We start from the raw sequence: 23,228 nt of genomic DNA, 5'->3' as shown, positions 1-23,228 counted from the left end.
GCTCGGGAACCACGCCTGCCTCACCGGCGCGGTCGGGCCTCCTCCGGCAGGCGGTGGGCCAGGACGTAACCCTGGGGGCCGCGTTCCTGTCCGTCCGGCTCACGGACCAGCTGTGCCTCCACGGTCAGTCCCGCCTGCGCCAGCACCCGCTCGACCAGTTCGGGCCGGGCCCAGTGGACCTCGAGAGAGAGGTCGTGACCGTAGGCGTGCGTGAGGTTGCGGCGCAGTGCGCCGGCCTTGAACGCGAGGAGCATCGTGCCGCCGGGGGCCAGGACGCGGTGGAACTCCGTGAACAGACGCGGGAGCTCCTCGGGCGGGGTGTGCACGGTGGAGTACCAGGCGCAGACGCCCGCCACCGAGGCGTCCTCCAGGTCGAGCGCCGTCATGTCGCCCACCTCGAAGCGCAGCACCGGGTGGTCCCGGCGGGCGACGCGGATCATCTCCGGGGAGAGGTCGACGCCGAAGACGTCGAGGCCGAGCCGGTGGAGGTGGGCGGTGACGCGCCCGGGGCCGCAGCCGAGCTCGGCGACCGGCCCGCCGCCCCGGGCCAGCACCCGGTCGGCGAAGGCGGCGAGCATCGCCCGGTCGAAGGGCTTGTGCGACAGCTCGTCGCAGAGCAGTTCGGCGTAGTCCTCGGCGACGGTGTCGTAGGACGCGCGGGTGTCCTGCAGGCGCGCGGCAGAGCTGTCCGGCGCCCACTTCGTCTCGGTCATGGCGGGCCATCGTAGTGTCCGGAGCCCCGTCCCGTGACCGAAATCCGACTCTGCGTGCGATCGGCCGGCGGACGCCCGCGCACACCCCTCGTGACCTGCGCCGCACGGGCGTCCGGGCGCTGCGGGCGCGGGCGCCGTGGACGCGCGCCGCCCCGCGGGCACCGAGTCCTGGCGTCGTCCGTCACCTTCCGGCAGCGGCCGCGGCTCCGGTCGCGCCAGGCGTGTTAGCCTCGGCCACGGTCGCCCCGCGCGGCCCCGGACGAGGACGCCGTACCCGGTGAGGACAAGACGGCGTACGACCTCTGTCGCCTCGTCCGAAGGGTTCCACTGTCGTGACCGCCTGGCTCGTGCTCATCGTGTCCGGACTGCTCGAAACCGTCTGGGCCGTCGCCCTGAACGCCTCGCGCGGGTTCTCCCGCCTCATCCCCTCCCTGATCTTCGCCGTAGCCCTGCTGCTCAGCATGGGCGGGCTGGCCTTCGCCATGCGCTCGATACCGATCGGCACCGGTTACGCGGTGTGGGTCGGCATCGGCGCCGTCGGCACCGCGCTCTACGGGATGCTCTTCCTGCACGAGCCCGCCACCGCTGCCCGGCTGATCTGCCTCGCCCTGATCGTGGGCGGGGTGGTGGGACTCAAGTTCCTGCACTGACGCCCGGCGGCCGCTGCCGCCCGACCGGGTACGGCGCACCGCCGGCACCCGGCGGCGCGCCGCCACGCGGGCGCTCAGGCGTCCCGGCGGCGCACCGCCCACCAGCCCGCGGCCAGTGCCGCGGCCGCCCACAGGGCGGTCACGCCCAGGCCCTCCCAGGGGCCGAGCGGTCCGGGCGGGGTCTCCCGGAAGAAGTGACTGCCGGCCCGGTCGGGCAGGTAGGCGCCGATCCCGCCGGCCGCGTCCCCGAGCACGAAGGAACCGACCAGGACGAACGGGACCAGGATGCTCAGCGCGCCGACCGCGCTGCGCAGCAGGAAGGTGAGACCGGCGGCGAACAGCGTCATCAGCACCAGGTAGAGCGCCCCTCCGACGCAGGCCCGCAGCACTCCCGGGTGGTGGAGGCCGATGGCGTGGTCGCCGAGGAAGGACTGGCCGACGAGGAAGGTCACGAAGGTCGTCGGGACGCACACCAGCAGGGAGGTGACCGCTATCACCCCGGTCTTCGCCCCGTACAGGAGTCCGCGGCGCGGCACGGCCGCCAGCGACACCCGCAGGGCGCCCTCCCGGTACTCCGACGACACCGCGGTGGCCCCGTAGGCCAGCGCGGCGACCTGCGCGAAGTTCAGCGTGTAGAAGGCCTCCTTCGCCTGCTGTCCCCCGTCGGCCGCCTCCGCCTCGCCGATGGTGGAGTACGTCAGGACGGTGAGGGCCGTCGTGACCAGGAGGATCGCCAGCAGGGAGCCCCAACTGGCCCGCACCGAACGGATCTTTATCCATTCGGAGCGGAGCACGGGTGCGACGGTCGCGACGGACATGGTCAGGCCTCCTGAGGGCTGGTCGTGGTGCGCGGGGACATGGCGGCGAACTGGGCCGAGGCGGAGGTGAGGGCCAGGTAGGCGTCCTCCAACGACACGCGCAGATCGGTGAGTTCGAGGACGGGTATGCCCTCCTTCGCGCTCACCGCCCCGACCTCCTCGGCCGTGGCGCCCTCGACGGTCCACCGGCCGTTCTCCGCCTCGCGCATCGTGTGGCCCCGGGCGGCCATGCTCGCCCGCAGGCGCACCGGGTCGCTGGTGCGGACCTGCACCCGCACGGCGGAGTTGCGGTCGATGAACGCGTGCGTGCCGACGTCGGCGAGCAGCCGCCCCCGGCCCAGCACCACCAGGTGGTCGGCGACGGCGGAGGTCTCGTTCATCAGGTGGCTGGACATCAGCACCGTGCGGCCCTCGTCGGCGAGCCGGCGCAGCAGCTGCCGCATCCACACGAAGCCCTCCGGGTCGAGGCCGTTGGTCGGCTCGTCCAGCATCAGCACCGGCGGGTCGCCGAGCAGGGCGGCGGCGATGCCCAGGCGCTGGCGCATGCCGAGCGAGAAGGTCCTGACCCGGCGCCCGGCGACCGGGGCGAGCCCGGCCTCCTCCAGGACCTCGTCGACACGGCGCGCCGGGATGCGGTTGCTCGCGGCGAGGTGGCGCAGGTGGTCGCGGGCGGTGCGCGAGGGGTGGGCGGAGTGGGCGTCCAGCAGGGCTCCGACGGTGCGCAGCGGGGTGGCGAGGGTGGTGTAGTCCCGGCCGCCGACGGTGGCGGTGCCGGAGGTCGGGCGGTCCAGGCCGAGGACCAGACGCATGGTGGTGGACTTGCCCGCGCCGTTGGGGCCGAGGAAGCCGGTCACCCGGCCGGGTTCGACGGTGCAGGTGAGGTCGTCCACCGCTCTGGTCACCGCTCGGCGGGCGCCGTACTCCTTGGTCAGGGCGGTCAGCTCGATCGTGGTCATGTCCCCAGCCTGTCGCCGGGAGGCTGTGGGGCCATCCCCGGCCGGAGGGGTTCGTCTCCCCCATGCGGGGGAGGGCCCGGCGGCGGTCCCTCTGACAGCATGACCGGGTGCCTCGTCTCCTTCGGCCGCTGACCCGCGCCGTCACCTACACCCGGTGGCTGCACATGGTGGTCACGGTGATCCTGCCGCTCGTGCTGGCCCTGGTCTTCCCCGGGCTGGTGGACCCCACCCCGGCCGACTGGCTGCTGATCTACCTGCAGCCGGCGCCGCTGCTGGTGCTGCTCGGCGTCCTGGTCCCGGCGGTGCGTACCGCCGAGGGGCTGCAGGCGCGGCTGATGCTCTTCCCCGGTCCGCACGCCAGGGACGGGTCGGGCAGGGCGGGCGACGACCACGGCGTCTCCGCCGCGCCGTCGGCCTCGTGGAACGACCGGATGCGCACCGTGGTCTGGCTGGCGCTGCGGCTGGAGGTGGGGTGCGCCGTCGCGATGGTGTCCAACCTGCTGGCCGGCCTGTGCCTGTCGCTGGTCGGGGCGGCCTTCGGCGACCCGGGGGTCTCCTCCGCGTTCCGGATGCCGGGCACCGCCTGGTGGTACGGACTGCTGGCCGTGCTGGACCTGGCCGTGCTGCTGGCCTTCGTCACGGCGGCGGGCGCGCTGATGGCGTGGGCGGCCAGGGCGCTGCTGGGGCCGTCCGCCAAGGAACGGCTGGCCCGGCTGGAGGAGCGGACCGAGCAGTTGCTGGAGCGCAACCGCATCGCCCGGGAGCTGCACGACTCCATCGGGCACGCGCTCACCCTGGCGGTGGTGCAGGCGGGGGCGGCACGGGCCGCGGGCGACGCCCGTTTCACCGAGCAGGCGCTGGGCGCCATCGAGGAGACCGGCCGGGCGGCGCTGGAGGACCTGGAGCGGGTGCTGCTGGTGCTGCGCGACCCGGAGCGCCCGGCCGGCTCCCGGCCCGGCCTGGGAGAGGCGGACCGGCTGCTGGAGTCGGCCCGCTCCTCGGGCGCCCGGGTGGACGCCGAGGTGGCGGGACCGCTGGACACGGTGGCGGGGCCGGTCTCCCGCGAGGGGTACCGGATGCTGCAGGAGGCCCTGACCAACGCGGTGCGCCACGCGGGGTCGCTGCCGGTGGGCGTGCGGCTCGCGGTGGAGGGGGCCCGGCTGCGGATAGAGGTCCGCAACCCGCTGCCCGAGGCGGGAGCAGCGGCCGGGCTGCGCGGCGGCGGCACCGGCCTCCGCGGTATTCGGGAGCGGGCCGCGCTGCTGGGCGGCGAGGCGTCCGCCGGGCCCGAGGAGGGGCTGTGGGTGCTGCGGGTCGACCTGCCGGCCGGGTGATCTACGCTGTGCCGATGCCGCTCACCGTGCTCCTGGTCGACGACGAACCGCTCGTGCGGATGGGCCTGCGGGCCGTGCTGGAGGCCGGGCCGGGCATCGAGGTGGTCGGCGAGGCGGCGGACGGCGCCGCGGTGATCCCGCTGGTGCGGAGCCTGCGCCCGGACGTGGTGATGATGGACGTACGGATGCCGCTGATGGACGGCATCGAGGCGACCCGCGCGGTGCTGCGGTCGGTCGACGAGCCGCCGAAGATCCTGGTGGTCACCACCTTCGAGAACGACGAGTACGTGTACGGCGCGCTGCGGGCGGGCGCGGACGGCTTCCTGCTCAAGCGGGCCCGTCCCGCCGAGATCGTCGGCGCGGTGCGGCTGGTGGCCGAGGGCGACTCCCTGCTCTTCCCGGCGGCGGTACGGCAGTTGGCGGCCGAGTACGGGGCTACGCGCGGCAACGCCGAGGCGCGGGCCCGGCTGGAGCGCGCGGAGCTGACCGAGCGGGAGGCGGAGGTGCTGCGGCTGATGTCCCGCGGCCTGTCCAACGCGGAGATCGCCGGCCGGCTGGTGGTGGGCACCGAGACGGTGAAGTCCCACGTCAGCGGGGTGCTCGCGAAGCTGGGGGTGCGGGACCGCACGCAGGCGGTCATCGCCGCGTACGAGTCGGGGTTCGTGTCCCCGGGCTGAGGCGGCGAGGGCGACCGCCCTGTGCGGGGGCCCGGACTCAAGCCTCGGCCCGGCGTCAGCCCTGGCGGTCAGCCCTGGGTCTTGGCCCTGGGTCTTGGCCCTGGGTCTTGGCCCTGGGTCTCAGCCCTGGGAGTCCTGCGGCTTGGCGTCGATCTCCCGCAGCCGCTCGTCCTTCAGCTCGGTGCGCGCCTCGGTGCGGTGGCCGCGGGCGATGTAGTCGCGGACCACCAGTTCGACGGCGTCCTGCGGGGAGCCGGCCCCGGAGAGGACCATCACCTCCACGACGAGTTCGGCGTCCAGGCTGACGGCGACCTTGGCCACGGCACTCCCCCCTGTCCGCCCGCCGGGCGGCGGGCTCCGTCCGGACTCTAGCCGTCTCGCCGCGCCGGGACGACCGCCCTGGCGATGTCGCCGGGCAGGTCGCTCGCCTCGGCGAGGAGGGACCCGTCGGCGGCCCAGACGCCCGAGCGTCCGGAGGTGCGGTCGAAGCCGCCGCCGGTGGGCCCCGCGAAGGCCGCGGTGGCGACCCAGACGCCGTGGTCGGCGGCGGCCCGGCGGGCCCGCTCGCCGTGCACCTCGGCCTCGGCCTCGGAGTGCACCACGCCGGCCACGTAGCCGTCCATGCCGAGGGCGGCGGTGGCCGCCGCGTGCTCGGGCAGGCCGGTGTCCCGGCAGACCGCGAGCCCCAGCCGGACGCCGTCGACCTCGAGCACCGTCGGCTCGCCGGGCTCGAAGTGGTCGGCCTCGGCGCCGTACAGATGCGTCTTGCCGTACACCACGCGGGCGCCGTCGCCGTCCACGGCGAGGACCCCGATGTGCGGCCCGGGGACCGGCGCGCCGACCAGGGCGAGCGTGCCGGTCTCGGCGCACGCGGCGACGATCGGGGCCAGCCGCTCGTCGTCCGGCCCGACCGGGGCGGCGTCCAGTTCGTAACCGGTCAGGGAGAGTTCGGGGAACACCACGACCCTCGCGTCCGCCGCCCGCACCGCCTCGGCGTGGGCGAGGGCGTTGCCCGCCACGTCGTGGGCCACGGTGCGCGGCTGCGCGACGGCGATGGTCAGCGGTCCGCCGGTCATGGGTGTTCCTCCTGGTCGTCGCCGTTCGTCGGCGCGATCATCATAGGGCCCGGCCGGTAGGCCGACGCGCCCGCGGAACCGGGAAGGAACGGACATGTCGACATAGAGTCCCGTCATGGGTCACTGGCTGTACCGGAACATCGTCGAGCCCGGCAAGCTTCCCCTGCTGCTCGCCCTCACGGCCTTCGTCGTCACCTTCGCGGTCACCCGGCTGGTGACCCGGATGATCCGGGCCGGCCGGGGACCGTTCCGCAACGTCGAGACCGGCGGCGGCGTGCACGTCCACCACGTGGTGCCGGGGGTGGTGCTCACCGTGGCGGGCGGCTTCGCCGCGGTCGCGAGCGGCGACCACGGGTTCGGTGCCTGGGCGGCCGCGGTGGTCTTCGGGGTGGGCGCCGGCCTGGTGCTGGACGAGTTCGCGCTGATCCTCCACCTGGCGGACGTGTACTGGTCGGAGGCGGGCCGCAAGAGCGTCGAGGTGGTGGCGATCACCGCCGCGCTGGCCGGGCTGCTGCTCGCGGGGTTCCTGCCGTTCGGGGTGGACGGCCTCGACGAGGGCGACCGGGAGGGCCGGGGCACCGTGGCCGTCACGGTCGTCGTGCACTTCCTGCTCGCGCTGCTGGCCCTGTCCAAGGGCAAGGCCCGGGTGGCCGTCTTCGGCCTGGTGGTCCCGTTCGTCTCGCTGGTGGGCGCGGTCCGCCTCGCCCGCCCCGGCTCCCCCTGGGCCCGCCGCTTCTACCGCCGTCGACCCCGCACCTCGGCCCGCGCCGAGCGGCGGGCCGAGCGGCACGACCGGCGCTGGTCGGGCCGGCTGCGCACGATGCAGGACTGGATCGGCGGCCGCCCCGACGACGAGGCGCCGCGCTGACGACCTGCCCGTTCCCGGGGTGGTCCTAGGGTCATCCAGTCCGTCGAGAGCATGTGCGAAATCTATGGGTCGCATCGTGCCGGGCCATTCCGACACCTCCGGTGGTGACGGCCGGGGCAGGAGCGGTACCCGGGTGTGCGGTTCAGGCGGGCGGCCCGGGCCGGCGGAAGAGGCCGGCCCAGAGGAAGGGTTCGCCGAACGTTCCCGACCCGGGATCGGGCCGGCGCATCCGGCGGAGTTCCACCTCGGTGAGGTCGGAGAAGATCCACCTCAGGTCGTCGTCGCCGTACGCCACTCCCCCGTGCAGGCCGGCGTCCCGGTAGAGCGCGAGGTCGGGCAGCTCCGTCCCGGAGTTCTCCTCGCCCACGGCGAAGCAGCCGATGCCGAAGGCGCCGCCGGGGGCCAGGAACCGGTCCAGAAAGGCGAGGTAGCTGACCCGGCGGTGCGGGGGCAGGTGGTGGAAGCAGCCCGAGTCGTAGATCAGGTCGTAGGGCCCGTCCAGGTCGCCCTCGGTGAGGGTGAAGGCGTCGGCCCGGTGGAACCGCGCCTCGACGCCCGCCTGTTCGGTGCGCTCCCGGGCCCAGGCGAGCGCCTTCGGGGAGAGGTCCACCGCGTCGACGGCGAACCCGTGCCGGGCGAGCCGCAGCGTGTTGCGGCCCGGCCCGCACCCGAGGTCCAGGGCGCGACCGCCGGCGCCCGGGGCGACCAGGCCGCGGTCCAGCCAGGACGCCAGGCTCTCGTCGGGATCGGCGACGAAGAACGGCACGCCGCGGGAGCGGTCCGCGTAGAACCGGTCCCACCAGTGGGCGCCGTCGTCCGTCCAGCGGTCCGCGCCGGGGGCGAACAGGGCGTCCATCAGCCTCAGTACGTCGTCGGTGGTGCGAACACTGCGCATGCTCCGCGGGGTGCGTTCCATCGCTGAATTCTAGGCAGGGAAGGGGAGTTGACCCAGGTCGGAGCCGTCGGGCGTACCGGCGGGAGGGGCCGTGCGGGCCCGCGCGCGCGGCGCGGTCAGGTGTTCCCACGAGTGCCGCGCCGCACCGCGAGCGGTGCCCCCGGCGGCCGTGACGGCGCCGTTCCGCGAGCCGCCGAGGCCGCCGGTCCGACTTTTTCCGGCGCGCCCCTGAAGGAGGCCCCCTCACCCGGGCCGTGTCGTCGGCCAGGTCACCCTGTCGAGACGGCCCAGCAGTCCGGCCAGGCCGAGGGCGAAGGCCCACAGAAGGATCGGATAGGCCGCGACGCGCTCCATGCCGCCCGTTCCGAGGCCCAGGTCCCGCTGGAGCGCGAGCAGCACGCAGCCGGTCGCCCCGGTGGCCGCCGCGACCACCGCGGCCCGGCGCCACAGCCTCGGGACCCGGTCGGCGAGCCCGACACCGGCCAGGAACAGGGCGACGTTGCCGACGGCGAGCGCCAGCACCGCGCCGAGCACGTGCACGGGCTCGTCGACGTCCGCGGGAGCGAGGCCGGCCAGGGCGAAGCCGCAGGCGGTGGTGGCCAGCGCGGTGCGGGCCACCAGGCCGGCCGGGCCACGCCGCCAGAGGCCGCCGGCCAGCACCACCCCGGCCAGGAACAGCACGCTGAGGGCGATGAAGGAGCCGTTCATCAGGTCGTGCTCCGGCGAGCACACGTAGCGCGGCTCCCGCCCCTGCGGGCCGCAGGTGACGTTCCCCAGGTCGCTGATGTTGTGTGCCGCCCAACTGTAGGGGCGCGGCCACGCGGACTCCACGATCGCGTGGATCACGAAGAACTGCGTCACCCCCACTACCCACGCGGCCTGTCCGAGCCGGTCGCCCACCTGCGCCTCCTCGCACGACGTCGGTGGGACCAGTCGACCAGCCGGCGGGGGCCTGGGCACCCGGGACGGCCCCCGTGCGGGCGGGCGGCTCACCCGTCCGGACCGCCGCGCCGCGGCACCGGCAGCCTCCGCGCGGGAGGGGTCAGCCCTTCCGGGCCTGCTGGAAGCGGATCATGTTGCCGGCGGGGTCGCGGAAGGCGCAGTCCCGCACGCCGTAGTGCTGGTCGGTGGGCTCCTGCAGCACCTCGCCTACACCGGCGGAGCGGATGCGTTCGAAGGTGCCGTCGACGTCGTCGGTGGCGAAGATGACGGCCCGCAGCAGCCCCTTGGCGAGGAGGTCGGCCATCGCCTGCTGGTCGGCGGGCGAGGCGTTCGGGTCGGCGAGCGGCGGCTCCAGCACCACGGAGACGTCGGGCTGCGCCGGGGAGCCGAGGGTCACCCAGCGCATGCTCTCGAAGCCGACGTCGTTGCGCACCTCGAGCCCGAGGGCGTCGCGGTAGAAGGGGAGCGCCTTGTCGTGGTCGTCGACGGCGATGAAGCACTGCGAGAGTCTGATGTCCATGCGCTCCACGCTAGGCGCGGGGGGCGGACTTCGCTTCTCCGTTCCTGATCGGTCGCGTGTACAGCTTGGCGACGCAGGGCGGCACGGCCGCGCCCGCCGAGTGGTCCCTGGCCCGGTAGGCGCTGGGCGTCTCGCCGACCAGCTCGGTGAAGCGCGAGCTGAAGGATCCCAGAGAGGTGCAGCCGACGGCGAAGCAGACATCGGTGACCGACATGTCCCCCCGGCGCAGCAAGGCCTTGGCCCGCTCGACGCGGCGCGTCATGAGGTAGCTGTAGGGGGTCTCCCCGAACGCGGCGCGGAAGCTGCGGGAGAAGTGGCCGGGCGACATCAGGGCGACGGCGGCGAGCGCCGGCACGTCGAGCGGTTCCGCGTAGTCGCGGTCCATGGTGTCCCGCGCCCGGCGCAGCCGGACCAGATCCTCGAGCATCACCCGTCCAGCCTGCCACAACGGCGGGCGGCCGACCGGCGTTCGAGGCCGCTCGCCCTGTTCCGGCAAGGCCGGGGTCGGCGGTGACGTCCGCCGAGCGGCCCGCTCGGCGGTTTTCCGCCCCTTATGTCGGGAACGCGGCGGGCATGGTGCGATTCGGCTACACGATGATGACCGAGCAGGCAGGGCCCCGGGAGCTGGTGGGGCACGTGGTGCGGGCCGAGGAGGTGGGCTACGACTTCTCGGTGACCTCCGACCACTACTTCCCGTGGCTGCGCGAGCAGGGGCACTCCCCGTACGCGTGGGCGGTGCTGGGCGCGGCGGCACAGGCGACCTCGCGGATCCCGCTGATGACGTACGTGACCTGCCCGACCTACCGGTACCACCCGGCGGTGGTGGCTCAGAAGGCGGCGACCCTCCAACTGCTGTCCCAGGGTCGGTTCCGGCTGGGCCTGGGGTCGGGCGAGAACCTCAACGAGCACGTCGTCGGCGAGGGCTGGCCCCCGGTGGACGTGCGGCACGAGCAGTTCGAGGAGGCGGTGGAGATCATCCGCGCGCTCTTCGACGGCGGGCACGTGACCTATCACGGGGAGCACTACCAGGTGGACTCCGCCAAGCTGTGGGACCTGCCCGACCAGCCTCCGCCGATCGGGATCGCCGTGTCCGGGGAGCAGTCCTGCGCCCTGGCCGGCCACTACGCCGACCTGGTGATCGCGACGGAGCCGAAGAAGGACCTGCTGGACCTGTTCGACCAGCACGGCGGCGAGGGCAAGCCGCGGGTCGGGCAGCTGCCGGTCTGCTTCGACCCGGACCGCGAGGCCGCGGTCGCCCGGGCGCACGAGATGTTCCGCTGGTTCGGGCTGGGCTGGAAGGTCAACGCGGAGCTGCCGCATCCCGACTCGTTCGCCGCGGCCACGCAGTTCGTGCGGCCGGACGACGTCGCCTCCTCGATCCCCTGCGGCGACGACCCGGAGGCGTACGTCGAGGCGGTGCGTCCCTACGTCGAGGCCGGCTTCACCGAACTCGCCCTGGTGCAGATCGGCGGGGACGAGACGCAGTACCCGTTCCTGGAGTGGTCCGAGCGGACGCTGCTGCCGGAGTTGCGCAACGCCTTCGGCTGATCGCCCCGCCCGCGGAAGTCGTGGTCATGGCTGCCGTGAGTGGGGGTAACAGGGTGGGCACGGTACATCTCCCGTCCACTCCCCCGGAGGTCTCGATGAAGTCGAGCGCGTTCGTGCACAGGGCCGTTGTGATGCAGCTCCAGTCCGGCGGGAGCGGCGACGACGCCAACCGCTTCGCGGTGCTCGCCCACCTCAGCTACGACATGGAGGACCCGTTCGCGGTCACCGCCACCTTCAGCCATGACGGCCGGGTGCTGGCCCGCTGGCGACTGGCCCGGGAGATGCTCGCCGAGGGCCTGCGCCGTCCGGTCGGCGAGGGCGACGTGCGCTTCTCCCCGCGTTACGCGCGCGGCTGGCACGAGCTGCGGATGGACTTCTACGGGGAGCACAGGGGGGACGGCGAGCGGCACCACGCCGTGGTGCACGCCTGGGCGCCGGCCGTGGAGCGGTTCCTGGAGGAGACGTACCGTGTGGTCGCCCCCGGCGACGAGCAGGTCGAGGTGGACAGCTTCCTCTCGGAGCTCCTGGCCAACGGATGAGACCACGCCCGGGGCGCGGTGCGAGAGCCCCCGGCCGGCGGTCACGCCGGACAGGGCGGACGGAGAAGGAACAGGACGGACGGAAGGCCCGGTCCCGCGGATGGGGACCGGGCCTTCGGCGTGCCGCCCGGGGGCGTTACTTGGAGGTGTAGCGGTAGCGGGTCCACAGCGGGAGCACGAACCAGCACAGGATGTACCAGGAGAGCACCCCCGCGACCAGGTAGGGCACGAAGCCGTCGTGGGTTGCGACGCGGAGCACGAGCAGCAGCGCGGAGGTCATGGTCCCGAGCAGCAGGACCAGGCCGGTGAAGGTCACCCGGGCCGCCCACTGCACGGCCTGCGGTTTCACCCGGCGACCGGAGACTATGCGGTGCAGGGCGACGGGTGCGATGAGCGCGCCGGTCGTCAGCGCGCCGAGGACCACGGTGACGAGATAGATGCGCCGGTCGGTGCTCCCGAGTTCCTCGTAGCCCGGCTGGAAGACGACGGTGAGCAGGAAGCCGAAGAGGATCTGCACGCCGGTCTGGGCGACCCTGACCTCCTGGATCAGCTCGCCCCACTTCCGGTCGGCCGCCTCCTCCTCCGTCTCGTTGCGGCCCTTGTTGAGCTGCCGGCCTATGCCGCCGCTCATGCCGTCCTCGTCCTCGGGTCGGTTACCGCTCACCCTTGCTCCTGTTCGACGGGTACTTCGTACGAGTGCCCCTTCTGCCCGTGATTCCCCAGGCCAAGCAGGCGTGACCGGCCGGTAGGCGGGTCGGCCGGTTTCGGGCCTCGGCGGCGCGGATACCCGTCAGGCTGCAATCAGGCAGGCGATCTGGGCCGAGGGAGTCCGTTGACCATGACCGGCACACAGCTCACCATCACCCTCACCGGAGGGCACTGCTCCGACGCCCAGGCGGTTCTGCGCACGCTGGAGCCCGTCTTCGGGCCTCCGGACTCGCAGCCGAAGGACGAGCACGCCACGGTGCACACCGCGCTCTTCGGGAGCGGCGAAGGCTCCGCTCCCACCCCGCCGGACACCTCGGGACGCACGGGGGTCGCCGATCCGGTGACCGTGACCCTGCAGGGCACGCCCGAGGCGGTCCACAAGGCGGGCGAGACGCTGTCCGCGGCGTTCACGGTCCGCGACCAGGGGACCGTGTCCGGGGACCAGGAGCAGGAGCGGGAGCTGCTCATCGAGGCGTGACCGCGGGCGGCGCGGCACCGCGGGCAGCACGACGCCACAGGCGTACGACGGAGGGCGGGACCGGTCACGGTGACCGGTCCCGCCCTCCGTCGTACCTCCGCCCGGCTACCAGCGGTTCTCGACCTGCTCCTTGATCCTGCGCTCGTAGAGTTCGCGGATCGCCGCCAGCGTCTCCTCGGAGAGCGGAGGCAGGGAGGCCGCCTCGGCGTTGGTGCGGGCCTGCTCCGGGGTGCGGGCGCCGGGGATCACGGTGGTGACGCCGGGCTGCTGCATGATCCAGCGCAGTGCGGCCTGGGCGGGGGTGAAACCGGCCGGGACCAGGCCGGAGAACTCCGCCGCGGCCTCGACGCCCGTGGCGTAGTCGACGCCGGAGAAGGTCTCGCCCTGGTCGAAGGCCTCGCCGTGCCGGTTGAAGGTCCGGTGGTCGTTCTCCGCGAAGACGGTGTCCTTGGTGTACTTGCCGGAGAGCAGCCCGGACGCCAGCGGGACGCGGGCGATGACGCCGACGCCGGCCTCGGCGGCCGCGGGCAGCACCTCGAGCAGCGGCTTCATGCGGAACGGGTTGAGGATGATCTGCACACTGGCCACGTGCGGCCGGGCGATGGCCTCCAGCGCCTCGGCGCAGGTCTCGACGCTGACGCCGTAGGCGGCCGTGCGGCCCTCCTCCACCAGGGTGTCCAGCGCGTCGAACACCTCGTCGGTGGAGTAGACGGCCGTGGGCGGGCAGTGCAGCTGGACCAGGTCCAGCCGCTCCACGCCGAGGTTGCGGCGGGAGCGGTCGTTCCACTCCCGGAAGTTCTTCAGGACGTAGTTCTCCGGGATCTGGTCGACCCGGCGGCCCATCTTGGTGGCCACCGTGACGTCCAGGTCCGGCCGGCCGCGCAGGAACGCGGCGATGGTCTGCTCGCTGCGTCCGTCGCCGTAGACGTCCGCGGTGTCGAAGAAGGTGATGCCGGACTCCGCGGCCGCCTCGAGGACGGCCAGCGCGTCCTTCTCGTCGACGTCGCCCCAGTCGGCACCCAGCTGCCAGGTGCCGAGTCCGATGACCGAGAGGTTCTGCCCGGACCTGCCGATTACTCGCTGTTCCATACCGGCAAGTCTGTCACGCCCCGTGGCGCGGCGGCCCGCCGGGCACGGGTCGCGGGCACGAACCCGGCCGCGGACCAGGCCGCGGAAAGCGACCTTCCGCTTTCTCGCGCGATCCTTGTTTGCCTCCGGAGCGGGCGGCAAGACGCAAGTCACGCAAGCTACACGAAGGAGGACATCACGTGTCCGTGATCGAGGAATCCATCGAGGTCCGAGTTCCTGTGCACACCGCGTACAACCAGTGGACGCAGTTCGAGACCTTCCCCGAGTTCATGAGCGGGGTCGAGCGGATCGAGCAGCGCACCGACACGCTCACGCACTGGGTGACCAAGGTGGACGGCGTCAAGCGGGAGTTCGACGCCGAGATCACCGAGCAGATCCCGGACGAGTGCGTCAGCTGGACCACCGTCGACGGGGACACCAAGCAGGAGGGCCGGGTCACCTTCCAGCCCGTCGCCCCCGGCGCGACGAGGGTGAACCTGCGCATGCGGCTGCAGCCCGAGGGCGCCGCCGAGAAGATCGGCGACAAGCTGGGCTTCGTCGAGCGCAACGCCAAGGCCGACCTGGCGCGCTTCAAGACGTTCATCGAGGAGCGCGGCACCGAGACCGGTGAGTGGCGCGGCACCGTCCTGTGACGACGGAGCCACGCCGGTGACATCGCCTCAGCCGGCCGCGCGGCACTCCGGATGGCCCCAGCTCTGGCCGACCTTGGCGATCTCCTCGCCGGCCGGGTAGCCGCGACCGCAGACTCCGCACCTGCCGGGGAACTTGGCCTTCAGGGTCCTCGCCGACCCCCCGGTGGAGGCGGCCCGCCCGCCCGCACGCGCACCGCGCGTGCGGGCGGGCGTCTTTGCGGGCGTCTTCCTGCCCGCGGGCGTCGGGGACGGCGGGGGTTCCGGGGAGTTCAGGGCGCTGCCCGCGCCCTGCTGCGCGATCGCGGCCTGACTGGCGGCACGGTCGGCGAAGTCGTTCAGCGGGTCGCCGTCCACCTGATGGGCCGCCACGTACCGGAACTCGACGGTGCGCCCGGCCAGCAGTTCGTCGATGCGGACCACCAGTTCCCGGTTGGCGACGGGCTTGCCCGCGGCGGTCTTCCACCCGTTGCGCTTCCAGCCGGGCAGCCAGGTGGTGACGGCCTTCATCGCGTACTGGGAGTCCATCCGGACCTCCAGCGGCACCGCGGGGTCGGTGGCCGCGAGCAGCCGCTCCAGGGCCGTCAGCTCGGCGACGTTGTTGGTTGCGGTGCCGAGGGGGCCGGCCTCCCAGCGGGTGGGCTTGTCGGGGGTGTCGCCGTTCTCGGCGAGGACCCACGCCCAGGCGGCGGGACCGGGGTTTCCCTTGCAGGCGCCGTCGCAGGCGGCGACCAGTCGTTCAGCACGCATGGACACGATCATCCCACGCACGTCGAGCGGCCCCGCCCGAGGGGAGCGGGGCCGCTCGGCAGCCTTCCGGGTCGGGTCGGTGCGCGGTCAGCCGACCTCGTCCATCGGCGGCATCTCGCCCTCCGTGGTGTCCGGGTCGAGGACCGAGAAGGCCGCGCCATGGGGGTCGGTGAGGCTGGCGAACCGGCCGAACGGGCTGGTCACCGGCCCGTACCGGCACCGGCCGCCCAGCTTCTCGGCCCTGGCGACGGCCTCGTCGCAGTCGGGGACGGCGAAGTAGACGTTCATGAACGGCCCGACCTCCGGTGGGAAGTCCTCCGTCATCTTCATCCGGCCGACCAGCGGGGCGCCGTTCAGCTCGTACACCCGGAAGTCGATCTTGTCGTCGGGCATCTGCTTCTGGGTGTAGGAGAAGACCTTCGGGAAGAAGGCGTCGGCCTTGGCGGCGTCGCGGGTGTAGACCTCGGCCCAGCAGAAGGCGCCGGGCGTGCCGACGGTGTCGAAGCCGGTGTGCTTCGCCGGCTGCCAGAGGCCGAAGACCACGCCGCTCGGGTCGCGGGCGATGCACATGGTGCCGAAGTCGGCGACCTGCATCGGCTCCATGACCACCTCTCCCCCGCTCTCCCGGATCCGCGCGGCGGTGGCCGCGGCGTCCGGGGTGGCGAAGTAGAGACACCAGGACGCCTGTTCCTCGGCGCCCGGCATCGGCGGGACCACCGCGGCGACGGCCTTGCCGTCCGCGTAGGCCTCGGTGTAGTTGCCGAACTCGGTGCTGGACTCGCCGAAGGTCCAGCCGAGGACCTCTCCGTAGAACTTCTTGGCCCCTTCGACGTCGGCGAACATCGCGTCCGCCCAGATCGGGGTGCCTTCGGGTTGTGCGGCCATGGTGCGGCCTCCGTTCGTGGTCGTCGGGGTTTCACTCCGGTCGGCGCGGGGGCGTCGCGGACAGGGCGTCGCGGTGCTCGGGGCCGTCCGTCAGCCGGCTTCGGCGGCCGTCCGCATCTCCGCCACGTCGAGCCGCCGCATCGTGAGCATCGCGGCCATGGCCCGGGCGGCCTTCGCCCGGTCGGGGTCACGCATGAGCTCGAGGGCCTCCTTCGGGATCACCTGCCAGGACAGCCCGTACTTGTCCTTGAGCCAGCCGCACTGGCTCTCCTGGCCGCCGTCGCCGATCAGGGTGTTCCAGTAGCGGTCGGCCTCCTCCTGGCTGTCGCACATGATCTGGAAGGAGATCGCCTCGTCGAAGTGGAACAGCGGGCCTCCGTCGAGGGCGGAGAACCGCTGGCCGTTGACGGTGAACTGGACCTCGACGACCGACCCGTTCTCGTCCGGCGTGACCTTCTCCGGTCCCGCCTCGGAGAACCGGTCGACCCGCTCGATGCGCGAGTCGGGGAAGACCGAGACGTAGTACTCGGCCGCCTCTTCCGCCTGGTTGTCGAACCAGAGGCAGGTGGTGAATCCGTTGCTGTCCATCGGTTCCTCCCGATCGTCCGCCGTTCACCACTGTCGACCGGCCGGAGGGCCGAAACTCATCGGCCCGCGGCGCGCGGGCCCGGGATCTGCCGTGGGCGAATCTGCCGCGGGCAGAGAAGTGCCCCGGTCAGGGACGGGCGGGGGCATGGTCGAAGGCAGTGCACCCTTTCGGCTCGAAGTCTTCAGGAGGACCTCGCATGCTTCCACCGCAGTACGCCCCCCGGGCGCAACAGGGCGACACCCCGTCCACGCCCTTCGACGACCAACTGGCCTCGGCGCTGCTCGCCCAGCGCATCGTGATGCTCGGCACCCAGGTGGACGAGGTGTCCGCCAATCGGGTGTGCGCCCAGCTGCTGGTGCTCTCCGCGGAGGACCCGCGCAGCGACATCGGCCTCTACATCAACAGCCCCGGCGGCTCGGTGACCGCCGGCCTCGCCGTGTACGACACCATGCGGGCGATCCCGAACGACGTGTCGACCCTGGTCATGGGGTTCGCGGCGAGCATGGGCCAGTTCCTGCTGACCGTGGGCGCGCCGGGCAAGCGGTACGCGCTGCCCAACGCGCGGATCATGATGCACCAGCCCTCGGCCGGCATCGGCGGAACCGCCGCCGACATCGAGATCCAGGCCGAGAACCTGGAGTTCACCCGGGGACAGATCGAGCGGATCATCGCCGACCACACCGGCCAGAGCAGGGAGACCGTCTCCAGGGACTCCGACCGGGACCGCTGGTTCACGGCCGAGCAGGCCATGGAGTACGGGATGGTCGACCGTCTGGTCGGATCCTTCGACGAGGTGCGCCCCAGCGCCTCCCGACGCCGGACGGGGCTGTGACCATGGCGAGCTACACGGTTCCGTACGTGACCGAGCGCACCGCGCGCGGTGAGCGCTCCTCCGACGTGTTCAGCCGTCTGCTGTCGGAGCGGATCGTCTTCCTGGGCACCGAGATCGACGACGGGGTGGCGAACGTGGTCATCGCGCAGCTGCTCCACCTGGAGTCGGACGCGCCCGACCACGAGATCGCGCTTTACCTCAACTCCCCCGGTGGCTCGGTGACCTCACTGATGGCCATCTACGACACCCTGCGCTTCGTGCGCGCGCCGATCGCCACCTTCTGCGTGGGCCAGGCCGCGTCGACGGCGGCGGTGCTGCTGGCCGGCGGCGACCCGGGGCGGCGGTTCGTGCTGGAACACTCGCGGGTGCTGCTGGGCCAGCCGGCCAGCGCCGGAAGCCAGGGCACGGTCGCCGACCTGGCGCTGCGGGCCCGCGAGATGGGGCGGGTGCGGGCCCAGATGGAGGAGGTGCTGGCCCGGCACACCGGCCACGACACGGCGACGCTGCGCGCGGACATGGACCGGGACAAGGTGTTCACCGCCGAGGAGGCGGTGGCCTACGGCCTGGCCGACGAGGTGCTGACCGCGCGCCGCTGACGCGCGGTCCGCGTCGTGCGTCAGGCCGCCAGGCACAGGCCGTCGCGGTGGGCGATTCCGCGCTGCGGGACTCCGCGGCGGGCGATTCCGCGGTGCGCGGCGGTACCGGACACGGCGCCGGATGCCGCGGTGAGGTCGCTGTGGACGCGGACGAGCAGATCCCCGAGGCCCAGTCCCAGGGCGCGGGCGGCGGCCGCGAGGACCTCCGAGGAGGCCTCCTTGCGGCCCCGCTCCAGCTCCGAGAGATAGGGCATCGAGATCCGCGCCGCCTCGGCGACCTCCTTGAGGGTGCGCCCCTGGGCGAGCCGCTCGCGGCGCAGGGCGTCACCCACGAGGTCGCGCCACAGGGGCTCCCGGGCACGGCCCGCCGGACCGGATGCCGGGCGGCCCGCCGGGCGGCGGAGGGGAACGGGGGTCCGGGAGGCTTCGTGGCTGCTCACCCTTCTCAGCCTAGGCCGCGGCCTGGACCCGGCAAGGGTGCCCGCGACGGTTCCGCTCAGAGGTGAATCGGCGTGGCCCGGTGCGCGGGCGCGGCCCCTCCGGCGGGGCCGCGGGGAGCGGGCTCAGCCGCCCAGGCGCAAGGTGGCGCGTATCCGCTTGCCGACCGGGACGCGCTCCACGACGACCTCGTCGGCGAGGGCGTGGACGATCTCCAGGCCGTGCCGCCCGACGCGCTTGGGGTCCCGGGGGAAGATCTGGGGCAGCGCGACGCTGCTGTCGTAGACCGTGACGGTCACGCGGTTGTCCGACCCCTCGAGCTCGAGGATGTACGGACCGTGGCTGTGCCGGTCCGCGTTGGTGACCAGCTCACTGACCACCAGGAGCAGTTCCCCGCCGTAACGCTCGTCGGCCGTGGCGCACCACTCGCTCCTCAACTGCTCGAGGAACTGTCCCGCGAACTCCCTCGCCTCGGCGATGCACCCCGGTTCACCGGTGTAGTGCGTCGCACGGCGCAGAGGTTCCACGGGGACGTCGAAACCCGTTGTCACCACGGCCCCGTCCAGGTGCTCGATCATGCGTGTCTCTCTCGGATGCCGGCCCGGCCGGATACTGATGCGCCTGAGCTTGTACCCGGGTCGGGCCGCGGCACTCGTCCCAGACCGAAATTTGCGTAACACCGCGTTCACGAGGGGTGGCCCCGCGGGAGGCCGGACCTCCCGCGGGCCCTCGAAGGGACGGGCCGCGAGCTCAACCGGCGGCGCGCAGGACCTCGTCGATCCGGGACAGCTCGTCGTCGTCGAAGGCGAGGTTGCCGATGGCGGCGACCGAGTCCTCGAGCTGCTGCGGGCTGCTGGCCCCGACCAGGGCGGAGGTGACCCTGCCGCCGCGCAGCACCCACGCCAGCGCCATCTGGGCCAGCGACTGGCCGCGGGCGGCAGCGATCCCGTTGAGCGTCCGCAGGTGGCCGACGAGCTCGCCGGTCACCTTGTCGGCGGTCAGGAACGGGCTGTCGCCGGCGGCGCGGGAGCCCTCGGGGATGCCGTCCAGGTAACGCGAGGTGAGCAGGCCCTGCTCCAGCGGGGAGTAGACGATCGACCCGACCTGGAGCTCGTCCAGGGCGTCGAGGAGACCGCTTTCCTCGGGGCGGCGGTCGAGCATCGAGTAGCGCGGCTGATGGATCAGCAGCGGCGTCCCGAGCCCTTCGAGGATCCGGGCGGCCTCGCGGGTCTCCTCGGGCGAGTAGTTGGAGACGCCCACGTACAGCGCCTTGCCCTGCTGCACCGCGGAGTGCAGCGCGCCCATGGTCTCCTCGAGCGGGGTGTCCGGGTCGGGACGGTGCGAGTAGAAGATGTCGACGTACTCCAGGCCCATCCGCGACAGGCTCTGGTCCAGCGAGGAGAGCAGGTACTTGCGCGAGCCCCACTCGCCGTAGGGACCGTCCCACATCAGATAGCCGGCCTTGGTGGAGATCACCATCTCGTCGCGGTAGGGGCGCAGGTCCGCCTTGAGCGCCTCACCGAAGGCCGACTCGGCGGCGCCGGGCGGCGGGCCGTAGTTGTTGGCCAGGTCGAAGTGGGTGACGCCCAGGTCGAAGGCCCGGCGCAGGATGGCCCGCTGGGTGTCGACCGGGCGGTCGGGCCCGAAGTTGTGCCACAGACCGAGCGACAGCGCGGGAAGCTTCAGACCGCTGCGCCCGGTGCGCCGGTAGGGCATCTGCTCGTAGCGGCCGGGATGGGCTGTGTACAACGTGACTCCTGGTGTCGTGCGTGTCGGTGCCGGAGATCACTCTTCCTCACCTGACCTCGCCCGGTCCAACCGCCGAGCGCCGGAGCCGGTTCCGGCGGAGGCTGGAGACATGCACGCAAAGGACATTCTGATCGAGGCACACGGCCGGATCCGCGAGGAGGTCCACGCGGCGGTCCAGGGACTGGACGCCGAGCGGCTCGCCGCGCTCCCCGCTCCCGGGGCGAACTCCGTCGCCTGGCTGGTCTGGCACCTGACCCGGGTCCAGGACGACCACGTGGCGGACGCGGCCGGACGGGAGCAGGTGTGGACGGCGCAGGACTGGCACGGCCGGTTCGGGCTGGAGCTGCCGATGTCGGACACCGGCTTCGGGCACGACGCGGCCAAGGTCGCGGCGGTGCGGGTGGACTCCGCCGACCTGCTGACCGGCTACTACGACGCCGTCCACGAGCAGACGCTGGACTTCCTGCGGGGCCTGAGCGCCGGGGAGCTGGAGCGGATCGTCGACAAGCGCTGGGATCCGCCGGTGACGCTGGGCGTCCGGTTGGTCAGCGTCCTGTCGGACGACCTTCAGCACGTGGGGCAGGCGGCGTACGTGCGCGGACTCCTGGAGAAGCGGTGAGGCGCGCGCCGGGAGCTGAGAACCGTGCGCCGGGCCCGGTGGCCGGGCCTGTGAGCTGGGACAGTGAGCTGCATTACACATAACGGGTGAATCGGGGCAGAATGGAACAGGTGCGGGCCTACCTGCCCCACAGTCGATTCCTTCCGTCCGCAGTCGCGGGCAGGCCTGAGATCTCGAAGGAGACGAGTCATGGCCAACGTCTCGCACCCGCGTGGTGACATCTCGAGTCACCCCGACGTACTCGAAATGAGGGAGCAGTACGCCCGTTCCCAGCAGGGACCGAATCTGGGGATGCTCGCGGCGCCGCTGGCCCTGGTCGGCGTGTTCTGTGCGGCATCGCCGTGGATCCTGCACTTCACCGGCAGTCAGCCGCCGCTGGTGCAGCACAACGTGATCGTCGGCGCGGCGATCCTCGCCCTCGCGATCTGCGCGGCCGCGAGCCCCACCCGCATGGGCGCGCTCGGCTGGGCCGCCGCCGCTCTGGGCGTCTGGATGATCATCTCCCCCTGGGTGGTGGGAACCGCCCCTGACGCCGGCGTGATCATCACCAACGTCTGCATCGGAGCCCTGGCGATCTGCCTGGGAGCCGCGTGCGCCTTCATGGGCATGAAGGGAGCCCGCAAGAAGGCGGCGTCCAGGTTCTGACGTCGTCGTAGGACGACGCCAGAACCGCGGTCCGCCGCCCAGGCGGCGGGGCCCGGCCGGGTCACCCCGGCGGGCCCCGCCGTCGCCTGTGCGCGAGCGCTCAGGCGACGTCGAGCGCGGTGTCGTCGATGACGAACGAGGTCTGCAGCTTGGAACCCTCGGTGACCGTGTACTTGAGGGTCACGGTCTGACCCGCGTAGGCGCTCAGGTCGAACGAGCGCTTGGTGTACGTGGAGACGGCGTTGGCGTTGGAGTAGGTCGCCAGGGTGCGCAGCACCGTGCCGGAACCGTTGAGGACCTGCACCTTGAGGGTGTCGTAGGCCGTGGTCGCGGTCTCCGCGGTGTCGATCTTCAGGTAGAAGCCGAGTGAGGCGGAGCAGCCGGCCGGGACGGTGACCGACTGGGAGAGCGTCTCGGTCACCGCGGTGCCGTTGCCGCCGAGCCAGGCGTAGTAGGAACCGGTGCGCGGGGTCCGGCCGGTGCTGTTGGTGATGACGCCGCTGCTCGCCGACCAGGTGGCGGCCCCGGACTCGAAGCCGTTGTTGCCCAGCAGTTGGGCGGCCGCGCAGGTGGTGGAGGGCGGCGGGGTGGTGCCGCCGCTCTCGCCGCCGGAGAGCCAGGCGGTGGCGTTCAGGGCGAGCGGTGCGTTGGTGGCGCCGGGGTCGTTCCACCCGTCGTAGAGGGTGTTGCCCGACTGGCCGGTGCCGTCGTCGACGGGCGAGGTGTCGCCCCAGAAGGCGACGCGGCCGCTGCCGAAGGTGCTGGTGGCGAAGAAGGCTCCGGTGGTGCCGGAGTAGCCGGTCCGGTACAGCAGGCCCTTGACCGAGGGGTTGTCGGCCGGGCGCAGCGTGGCGGTGGTGCCGCTGGCGATCAGGCTCTTGCTGACGTTGCCGAAGGCTCCGTGCAGCACGGGGTCGGCGCTGTCGTTGATCGCGGCCGGGAAGTCGGAGCCGACGTTGAGGGTGTCGACGGTGATGCCGAAGGGGTTGGTCGCGTCGACCGAGTTGTTGCTCATCAGGTCGTTGAAGACCTCGACGGCGTCGTAGCCGTCGTTGTTGCGGTCCGCGCCGGTGTGGTCGGCGATCATGAAGAGTCCGCCGCCTCCCTGGACGAACTTCATGATCGCCGTCTTCTCGGCGGCCGTGAAGAGGGTGTTGGGCTCGGGAATCACCAGGGTGTCGAAGTTGGCGAGGTCGAGAGCGGCCGTGCCGCCGTAGCTGAGCGAGGAGCCGGACGGCAGCGTCTTCATGCTGTACCCGCCGGCCTTCTGCAGTGCGACGCCCCAGGCGGAGAGCGCCCCGGTCCAGTCGGTCTCGGCGGAGGGGGCCGAGTCCTGGAGCAGCGGGTCGGGCTGACTGGTGGAGATGATCCAGTCCGCGTTGCCCGCCGTCTCGGCGTGCGCGTTGTCGAACAGGATCCGGTGACCGGTGGCCTCCGCGGCTGCGGCAGCGGCGGCCGGGGCCTCCTGCGGCTGCGCCGCGGCGCCGGCGACGCCTCCGGCGAGGAGCGCGGTGACGGCGAGGGCCGTGGCGAGGCCGCGGCGGCGGATACGACGGGGTGGGAGCATCCGGCATACCTCCGTGAGGGGGGATCAGGGCGAGAAGAGAGGGGTGTGGTCGGGGCCTGCTCTCCGCGCGTAGACGGATACTGCCCAGGTCGCTACGCGCGTCAAACGGCTGAACCGT

30 protein-coding genes and 1 riboswitch are annotated in these 23,228 nt (G+C 72.7%); of the genes, 12 read left to right on the top strand and 18 right to left on the bottom strand.

Annotation, left to right across the window (positions count from 1 at the left end):
- Nucleotides 1–20: 20 nt before the first annotated feature.
- Nucleotides 21–713, bottom strand: coding sequence for a class I SAM-dependent methyltransferase (locus tag ACFRAV_RS06290; protein WP_382552101.1), 693 nt, complete (start codon nt 711–713; stop codon nt 21–23).
- Nucleotides 714–947: 234 nt separating this feature from the next.
- Nucleotides 948–1,011, top strand: a riboswitch (guanidine-III (ykkC-III) riboswitch).
- Between the two features lie 34 nt (nt 1,012–1,045).
- On the opposite strand from ACFRAV_RS06290, the gene ACFRAV_RS06285 reads away from it, so the two are divergent.
- Nucleotides 1,046–1,363, top strand: coding sequence for a DMT family transporter (locus ACFRAV_RS06285; protein WP_382552099.1), 318 nt, complete (start codon nt 1,046–1,048; stop codon nt 1,361–1,363).
- A 74-nt stretch (nt 1,364–1,437) separates the two neighbouring features.
- On the opposite strand, the gene ACFRAV_RS06280 is transcribed toward ACFRAV_RS06285, so the two are convergent.
- Both ACFRAV_RS06280 and ACFRAV_RS06275 read right to left on the bottom strand, forming a co-directional pair.
- Complete coding sequence (locus ACFRAV_RS06280) at nt 1,438–2,181, bottom strand: ABC transporter permease (RefSeq protein ID WP_382552098.1); 744 nt, start codon at nt 2,179–2,181, stop codon at nt 1,438–1,440.
- Nucleotides 2,182–2,183: 2 nt separating this feature from the next.
- Entirely contained in the window at nt 2,184–3,137 is a 954-nt protein-coding gene (locus tag ACFRAV_RS06275) for an ABC transporter ATP-binding protein (RefSeq protein WP_382552096.1), read from the bottom strand.
- A 107-nt stretch (nt 3,138–3,244) separates the two neighbouring features.
- Between ACFRAV_RS06275 and ACFRAV_RS06270 the strand changes: the two genes are divergently transcribed.
- Together ACFRAV_RS06270 and ACFRAV_RS06265 are read left to right on the top strand one after the other, a co-directional pair.
- Entirely contained in the window at nt 3,245–4,471 is a 1,227-nt protein-coding gene (locus ACFRAV_RS06270; RefSeq protein WP_382552094.1) for a sensor histidine kinase, read from the top strand.
- A 14-nt stretch (nt 4,472–4,485) separates the two neighbouring features.
- A complete protein-coding gene (locus ACFRAV_RS06265; protein WP_382552093.1) occupies nt 4,486–5,148 on the top strand; it encodes a response regulator in 663 nt (220 codons plus the stop codon).
- 120 nt (nt 5,149–5,268) lie between these two features.
- Here the strand turns inward: ACFRAV_RS06265 and ACFRAV_RS06260 are convergent, their stop codons facing one another.
- Nucleotides 5,269–5,469 carry a DUF2191 domain-containing protein gene (locus ACFRAV_RS06260; protein WP_382552091.1) on the bottom strand — a complete coding sequence of 67 codons (201 nt, stop codon included), beginning with the start codon at nt 5,467–5,469 and terminating at the stop codon, nt 5,269–5,271.
- A 47-nt stretch (nt 5,470–5,516) separates the two neighbouring features.
- Nucleotides 5,517–6,224 carry a carbon-nitrogen hydrolase family protein gene (locus ACFRAV_RS06255; protein WP_382552089.1) on the bottom strand — a complete coding sequence of 236 codons (708 nt, stop codon included), beginning with the start codon at nt 6,222–6,224 and terminating at the stop codon, nt 5,517–5,519.
- 115 nt (nt 6,225–6,339) lie between these two features.
- Between ACFRAV_RS06255 and ACFRAV_RS06250 the strand changes: the two genes are divergently transcribed.
- Nucleotides 6,340–7,092 (top strand): hypothetical protein, encoded by a 753-nt coding sequence (locus ACFRAV_RS06250; RefSeq protein WP_382552088.1) that lies wholly within the window; start codon nt 6,340–6,342, stop codon nt 7,090–7,092.
- A gap of 142 nt (nt 7,093–7,234) precedes the next feature.
- Here the strand turns inward: ACFRAV_RS06250 and ACFRAV_RS06245 are convergent, their stop codons facing one another.
- The 4 genes from ACFRAV_RS06245 to ACFRAV_RS06230 form a co-directional block, all read right to left on the bottom strand.
- Nucleotides 7,235–8,008: a class I SAM-dependent methyltransferase gene (locus ACFRAV_RS06245; protein WP_382552086.1), complete on the bottom strand. Its 774-nt coding sequence runs from the start codon at nt 8,006–8,008 to the stop codon at nt 7,235–7,237.
- 222 nt (nt 8,009–8,230) lie between these two features.
- On the bottom strand, nt 8,231–8,887 hold the full coding sequence (locus ACFRAV_RS06240; protein ID WP_382552084.1) for a DUF998 domain-containing protein: 657 nt from the start codon (nt 8,885–8,887) through the stop codon (nt 8,231–8,233).
- A 142-nt stretch (nt 8,888–9,029) separates the two neighbouring features.
- Nucleotides 9,030–9,449, bottom strand: coding sequence for a VOC family protein (locus ACFRAV_RS06235; RefSeq protein WP_382552082.1), 420 nt, complete (start codon nt 9,447–9,449; stop codon nt 9,030–9,032).
- A 10-nt stretch (nt 9,450–9,459) separates the two neighbouring features.
- Entirely contained in the window at nt 9,460–9,876 is a 417-nt protein-coding gene (locus ACFRAV_RS06230; RefSeq protein WP_382552133.1) for a helix-turn-helix domain-containing protein, read from the bottom strand.
- Between the two features lie 146 nt (nt 9,877–10,022).
- On the opposite strand from ACFRAV_RS06230, the gene ACFRAV_RS06225 reads away from it, so the two are divergent.
- Nucleotides 10,023–10,997, top strand: coding sequence for an LLM class F420-dependent oxidoreductase (locus tag ACFRAV_RS06225; RefSeq protein ID WP_382552080.1), 975 nt, complete (start codon nt 10,023–10,025; stop codon nt 10,995–10,997).
- Between the two features lie 95 nt (nt 10,998–11,092).
- The gene (locus ACFRAV_RS06220) at nt 11,093–11,536 is read left to right on the top strand and encodes an SsgA family sporulation/cell division regulator (RefSeq protein ID WP_382552079.1); all 444 of its coding nucleotides are present in this window, start codon (nt 11,093–11,095) and stop codon (nt 11,534–11,536) included.
- A gap of 136 nt (nt 11,537–11,672) precedes the next feature.
- Here the strand turns inward: ACFRAV_RS06220 and ACFRAV_RS06215 are convergent, their stop codons facing one another.
- Nucleotides 11,673–12,167: a DUF6328 family protein gene (locus ACFRAV_RS06215; RefSeq protein ID WP_382552132.1), complete on the bottom strand. Its 495-nt coding sequence runs from the start codon at nt 12,165–12,167 to the stop codon at nt 11,673–11,675.
- Nucleotides 12,168–12,374: 207 nt separating this feature from the next.
- On the opposite strand from ACFRAV_RS06215, the gene ACFRAV_RS06210 reads away from it, so the two are divergent.
- Entirely contained in the window at nt 12,375–12,722 is a 348-nt protein-coding gene (locus ACFRAV_RS06210) for a hypothetical protein (RefSeq protein WP_351115948.1), read from the top strand.
- A 105-nt stretch (nt 12,723–12,827) separates the two neighbouring features.
- Here the strand turns inward: ACFRAV_RS06210 and ACFRAV_RS06205 are convergent, their stop codons facing one another.
- Nucleotides 12,828–13,811 carry an aldo/keto reductase gene (locus ACFRAV_RS06205; RefSeq protein ID WP_382552077.1) on the bottom strand — a complete coding sequence of 328 codons (984 nt, stop codon included), beginning with the start codon at nt 13,809–13,811 and terminating at the stop codon, nt 12,828–12,830.
- A gap of 179 nt (nt 13,812–13,990) precedes the next feature.
- Between ACFRAV_RS06205 and ACFRAV_RS06200 the strand changes: the two genes are divergently transcribed.
- Nucleotides 13,991–14,443 carry an SRPBCC family protein gene (locus ACFRAV_RS06200; RefSeq protein ID WP_351115950.1) on the top strand — a complete coding sequence of 151 codons (453 nt, stop codon included), beginning with the start codon at nt 13,991–13,993 and terminating at the stop codon, nt 14,441–14,443.
- A gap of 27 nt (nt 14,444–14,470) precedes the next feature.
- Here the strand turns inward: ACFRAV_RS06200 and ACFRAV_RS06195 are convergent, their stop codons facing one another.
- From ACFRAV_RS06195 to ACFRAV_RS06185, 3 genes are all read right to left on the bottom strand, one after another.
- Complete coding sequence (locus ACFRAV_RS06195) at nt 14,471–15,202, bottom strand: ribonuclease H (RefSeq protein ID WP_382552075.1); 732 nt, start codon at nt 15,200–15,202, stop codon at nt 14,471–14,473.
- Nucleotides 15,203–15,277: 75 nt separating this feature from the next.
- Nucleotides 15,278–16,075 carry a VOC family protein gene (locus tag ACFRAV_RS06190; protein WP_382552073.1) on the bottom strand — a complete coding sequence of 266 codons (798 nt, stop codon included), beginning with the start codon at nt 16,073–16,075 and terminating at the stop codon, nt 15,278–15,280.
- 90 nt (nt 16,076–16,165) lie between these two features.
- Entirely contained in the window at nt 16,166–16,663 is a 498-nt protein-coding gene (locus ACFRAV_RS06185; RefSeq protein ID WP_382552072.1) for a VOC family protein, read from the bottom strand.
- A 197-nt stretch (nt 16,664–16,860) separates the two neighbouring features.
- Here ACFRAV_RS06185 and ACFRAV_RS06180 point away from each other — a divergent pair, with 197 nt between their 5' ends.
- Nucleotides 16,861–17,496: an ATP-dependent Clp protease proteolytic subunit gene (locus tag ACFRAV_RS06180; RefSeq protein WP_382552071.1), complete on the top strand. Its 636-nt coding sequence runs from the start codon at nt 16,861–16,863 to the stop codon at nt 17,494–17,496.
- A 2-nt stretch (nt 17,497–17,498) separates the two neighbouring features.
- A complete protein-coding gene (locus ACFRAV_RS06175) occupies nt 17,499–18,092 on the top strand; it encodes an ATP-dependent Clp protease proteolytic subunit (RefSeq protein WP_351115956.1) in 594 nt (197 codons plus the stop codon).
- Between the two features lie 20 nt (nt 18,093–18,112).
- On the opposite strand, the gene ACFRAV_RS06170 is transcribed toward ACFRAV_RS06175, so the two are convergent.
- The 3 genes from ACFRAV_RS06170 to mgrA form a co-directional block, all read right to left on the bottom strand.
- Complete coding sequence (locus ACFRAV_RS06170; protein ID WP_382552069.1) at nt 18,113–18,532, bottom strand: helix-turn-helix domain-containing protein; 420 nt, start codon at nt 18,530–18,532, stop codon at nt 18,113–18,115.
- A gap of 123 nt (nt 18,533–18,655) precedes the next feature.
- Nucleotides 18,656–19,108: an ATP-binding protein gene (locus ACFRAV_RS06165; RefSeq protein WP_382552067.1), complete on the bottom strand. Its 453-nt coding sequence runs from the start codon at nt 19,106–19,108 to the stop codon at nt 18,656–18,658.
- A gap of 172 nt (nt 19,109–19,280) precedes the next feature.
- Entirely contained in the window at nt 19,281–20,279 is a 999-nt protein-coding gene (gene mgrA / locus ACFRAV_RS06160; RefSeq protein WP_382552065.1) for an L-glyceraldehyde 3-phosphate reductase, read from the bottom strand.
- Between the two features lie 109 nt (nt 20,280–20,388).
- Between mgrA and ACFRAV_RS06155 the strand changes: the two genes are divergently transcribed.
- On the top strand, nt 20,389–20,898 hold the full coding sequence (locus ACFRAV_RS06155; RefSeq protein WP_382552064.1) for a DUF664 domain-containing protein: 510 nt from the start codon (nt 20,389–20,391) through the stop codon (nt 20,896–20,898).
- Between the two features lie 189 nt (nt 20,899–21,087).
- Nucleotides 21,088–21,543 (top strand): SPW repeat protein, encoded by a 456-nt coding sequence (locus ACFRAV_RS06150; RefSeq protein WP_351115963.1) that lies wholly within the window; start codon nt 21,088–21,090, stop codon nt 21,541–21,543.
- A 100-nt stretch (nt 21,544–21,643) separates the two neighbouring features.
- Here the strand turns inward: ACFRAV_RS06150 and ACFRAV_RS06145 are convergent, their stop codons facing one another.
- Nucleotides 21,644–23,110 (bottom strand): hydrolase, encoded by a 1,467-nt coding sequence (locus tag ACFRAV_RS06145; protein WP_382552061.1) that lies wholly within the window; start codon nt 23,108–23,110, stop codon nt 21,644–21,646.
- Between the last annotated feature and the right edge of the window lie 118 nt (nt 23,111–23,228).

Origin of the sequence: Streptomyces sp. NPDC056600 (assembly GCF_042792855.1) — a bacterium.
In the GTDB taxonomy this organism is placed as follows: Bacteria; Actinomycetota; Actinomycetes; order Streptomycetales; family Streptomycetaceae; genus Streptomyces.
This window is presented reverse-complemented; position numbering and strand designations above follow the sequence as displayed.

What these genes read in the sequence shown, in the direction of transcription:
- ACFRAV_RS06235 (WP_382552082.1), bottom strand. Translation starts at nt 9,449, where the DNA reads ATGGACATCAGACTCTCGCAGTGCTTCATCGCCGTCGACGACCACGAC.
- ACFRAV_RS06280 (WP_382552098.1), bottom strand. Translation starts at nt 2,181, where the DNA reads ATGTCCGTCGCGACCGTCGCACCCGTGCTCCGCTCCGAATGGATAAAG.
- ACFRAV_RS06205 (WP_382552077.1), bottom strand. Translation starts at nt 13,811, where the DNA reads ATGGAACAGCGAGTAATCGGCAGGTCCGGGCAGAACCTCTCGGTCATC.
- ACFRAV_RS06220 (WP_382552079.1), top strand. Translation starts at nt 11,093, where the DNA reads ATGAAGTCGAGCGCGTTCGTGCACAGGGCCGTTGTGATGCAGCTCCAG.
- ACFRAV_RS06150 (WP_351115963.1), top strand. Translation starts at nt 21,088, where the DNA reads ATGGCCAACGTCTCGCACCCGCGTGGTGACATCTCGAGTCACCCCGAC.
- ACFRAV_RS06210 (WP_351115948.1), top strand. Translation starts at nt 12,375, where the DNA reads ATGACCGGCACACAGCTCACCATCACCCTCACCGGAGGGCACTGCTCC.
- ACFRAV_RS06180 (WP_382552071.1), top strand. Translation starts at nt 16,861, where the DNA reads ATGCTTCCACCGCAGTACGCCCCCCGGGCGCAACAGGGCGACACCCCG.
- ACFRAV_RS06265 (WP_382552093.1), top strand. Translation starts at nt 4,486, where the DNA reads ATGCCGCTCACCGTGCTCCTGGTCGACGACGAACCGCTCGTGCGGATG.
- ACFRAV_RS06145 (WP_382552061.1), bottom strand. Translation starts at nt 23,110, where the DNA reads ATGCTCCCACCCCGTCGTATCCGCCGCCGCGGCCTCGCCACGGCCCTC.
- ACFRAV_RS06185 (WP_382552072.1), bottom strand. Translation starts at nt 16,663, where the DNA reads ATGGACAGCAACGGATTCACCACCTGCCTCTGGTTCGACAACCAGGCG.
- ACFRAV_RS06230 (WP_382552133.1), bottom strand. Translation starts at nt 9,876, where the DNA reads ATGCTCGAGGATCTGGTCCGGCTGCGCCGGGCGCGGGACACCATGGAC.
- ACFRAV_RS06165 (WP_382552067.1), bottom strand. Translation starts at nt 19,108, where the DNA reads ATGATCGAGCACCTGGACGGGGCCGTGGTGACAACGGGTTTCGACGTC.
- ACFRAV_RS06245 (WP_382552086.1), bottom strand. Translation starts at nt 8,008, where the DNA reads ATGGAACGCACCCCGCGGAGCATGCGCAGTGTTCGCACCACCGACGAC.
- ACFRAV_RS06275 (WP_382552096.1), bottom strand. Translation starts at nt 3,137, where the DNA reads ATGACCACGATCGAGCTGACCGCCCTGACCAAGGAGTACGGCGCCCGC.
- ACFRAV_RS06225 (WP_382552080.1), top strand. Translation starts at nt 10,023, where the DNA reads ATGGTGCGATTCGGCTACACGATGATGACCGAGCAGGCAGGGCCCCGG.
- ACFRAV_RS06255 (WP_382552089.1), bottom strand. Translation starts at nt 6,224, where the DNA reads ATGACCGGCGGACCGCTGACCATCGCCGTCGCGCAGCCGCGCACCGTG.
- ACFRAV_RS06190 (WP_382552073.1), bottom strand. Translation starts at nt 16,075, where the DNA reads ATGGCCGCACAACCCGAAGGCACCCCGATCTGGGCGGACGCGATGTTC.
- ACFRAV_RS06175 (WP_351115956.1), top strand. Translation starts at nt 17,499, where the DNA reads ATGGCGAGCTACACGGTTCCGTACGTGACCGAGCGCACCGCGCGCGGT.
- ACFRAV_RS06155 (WP_382552064.1), top strand. Translation starts at nt 20,389, where the DNA reads ATGCACGCAAAGGACATTCTGATCGAGGCACACGGCCGGATCCGCGAG.
- ACFRAV_RS06250 (WP_382552088.1), top strand. Translation starts at nt 6,340, where the DNA reads ATGGGTCACTGGCTGTACCGGAACATCGTCGAGCCCGGCAAGCTTCCC.
- ACFRAV_RS06215 (WP_382552132.1), bottom strand. Translation starts at nt 12,167, where the DNA reads ATGAGCGGCGGCATAGGCCGGCAGCTCAACAAGGGCCGCAACGAGACG.
- ACFRAV_RS06290 (WP_382552101.1), bottom strand. Translation starts at nt 713, where the DNA reads ATGACCGAGACGAAGTGGGCGCCGGACAGCTCTGCCGCGCGCCTGCAG.
- ACFRAV_RS06195 (WP_382552075.1), bottom strand. Translation starts at nt 15,202, where the DNA reads ATGATCGTGTCCATGCGTGCTGAACGACTGGTCGCCGCCTGCGACGGC.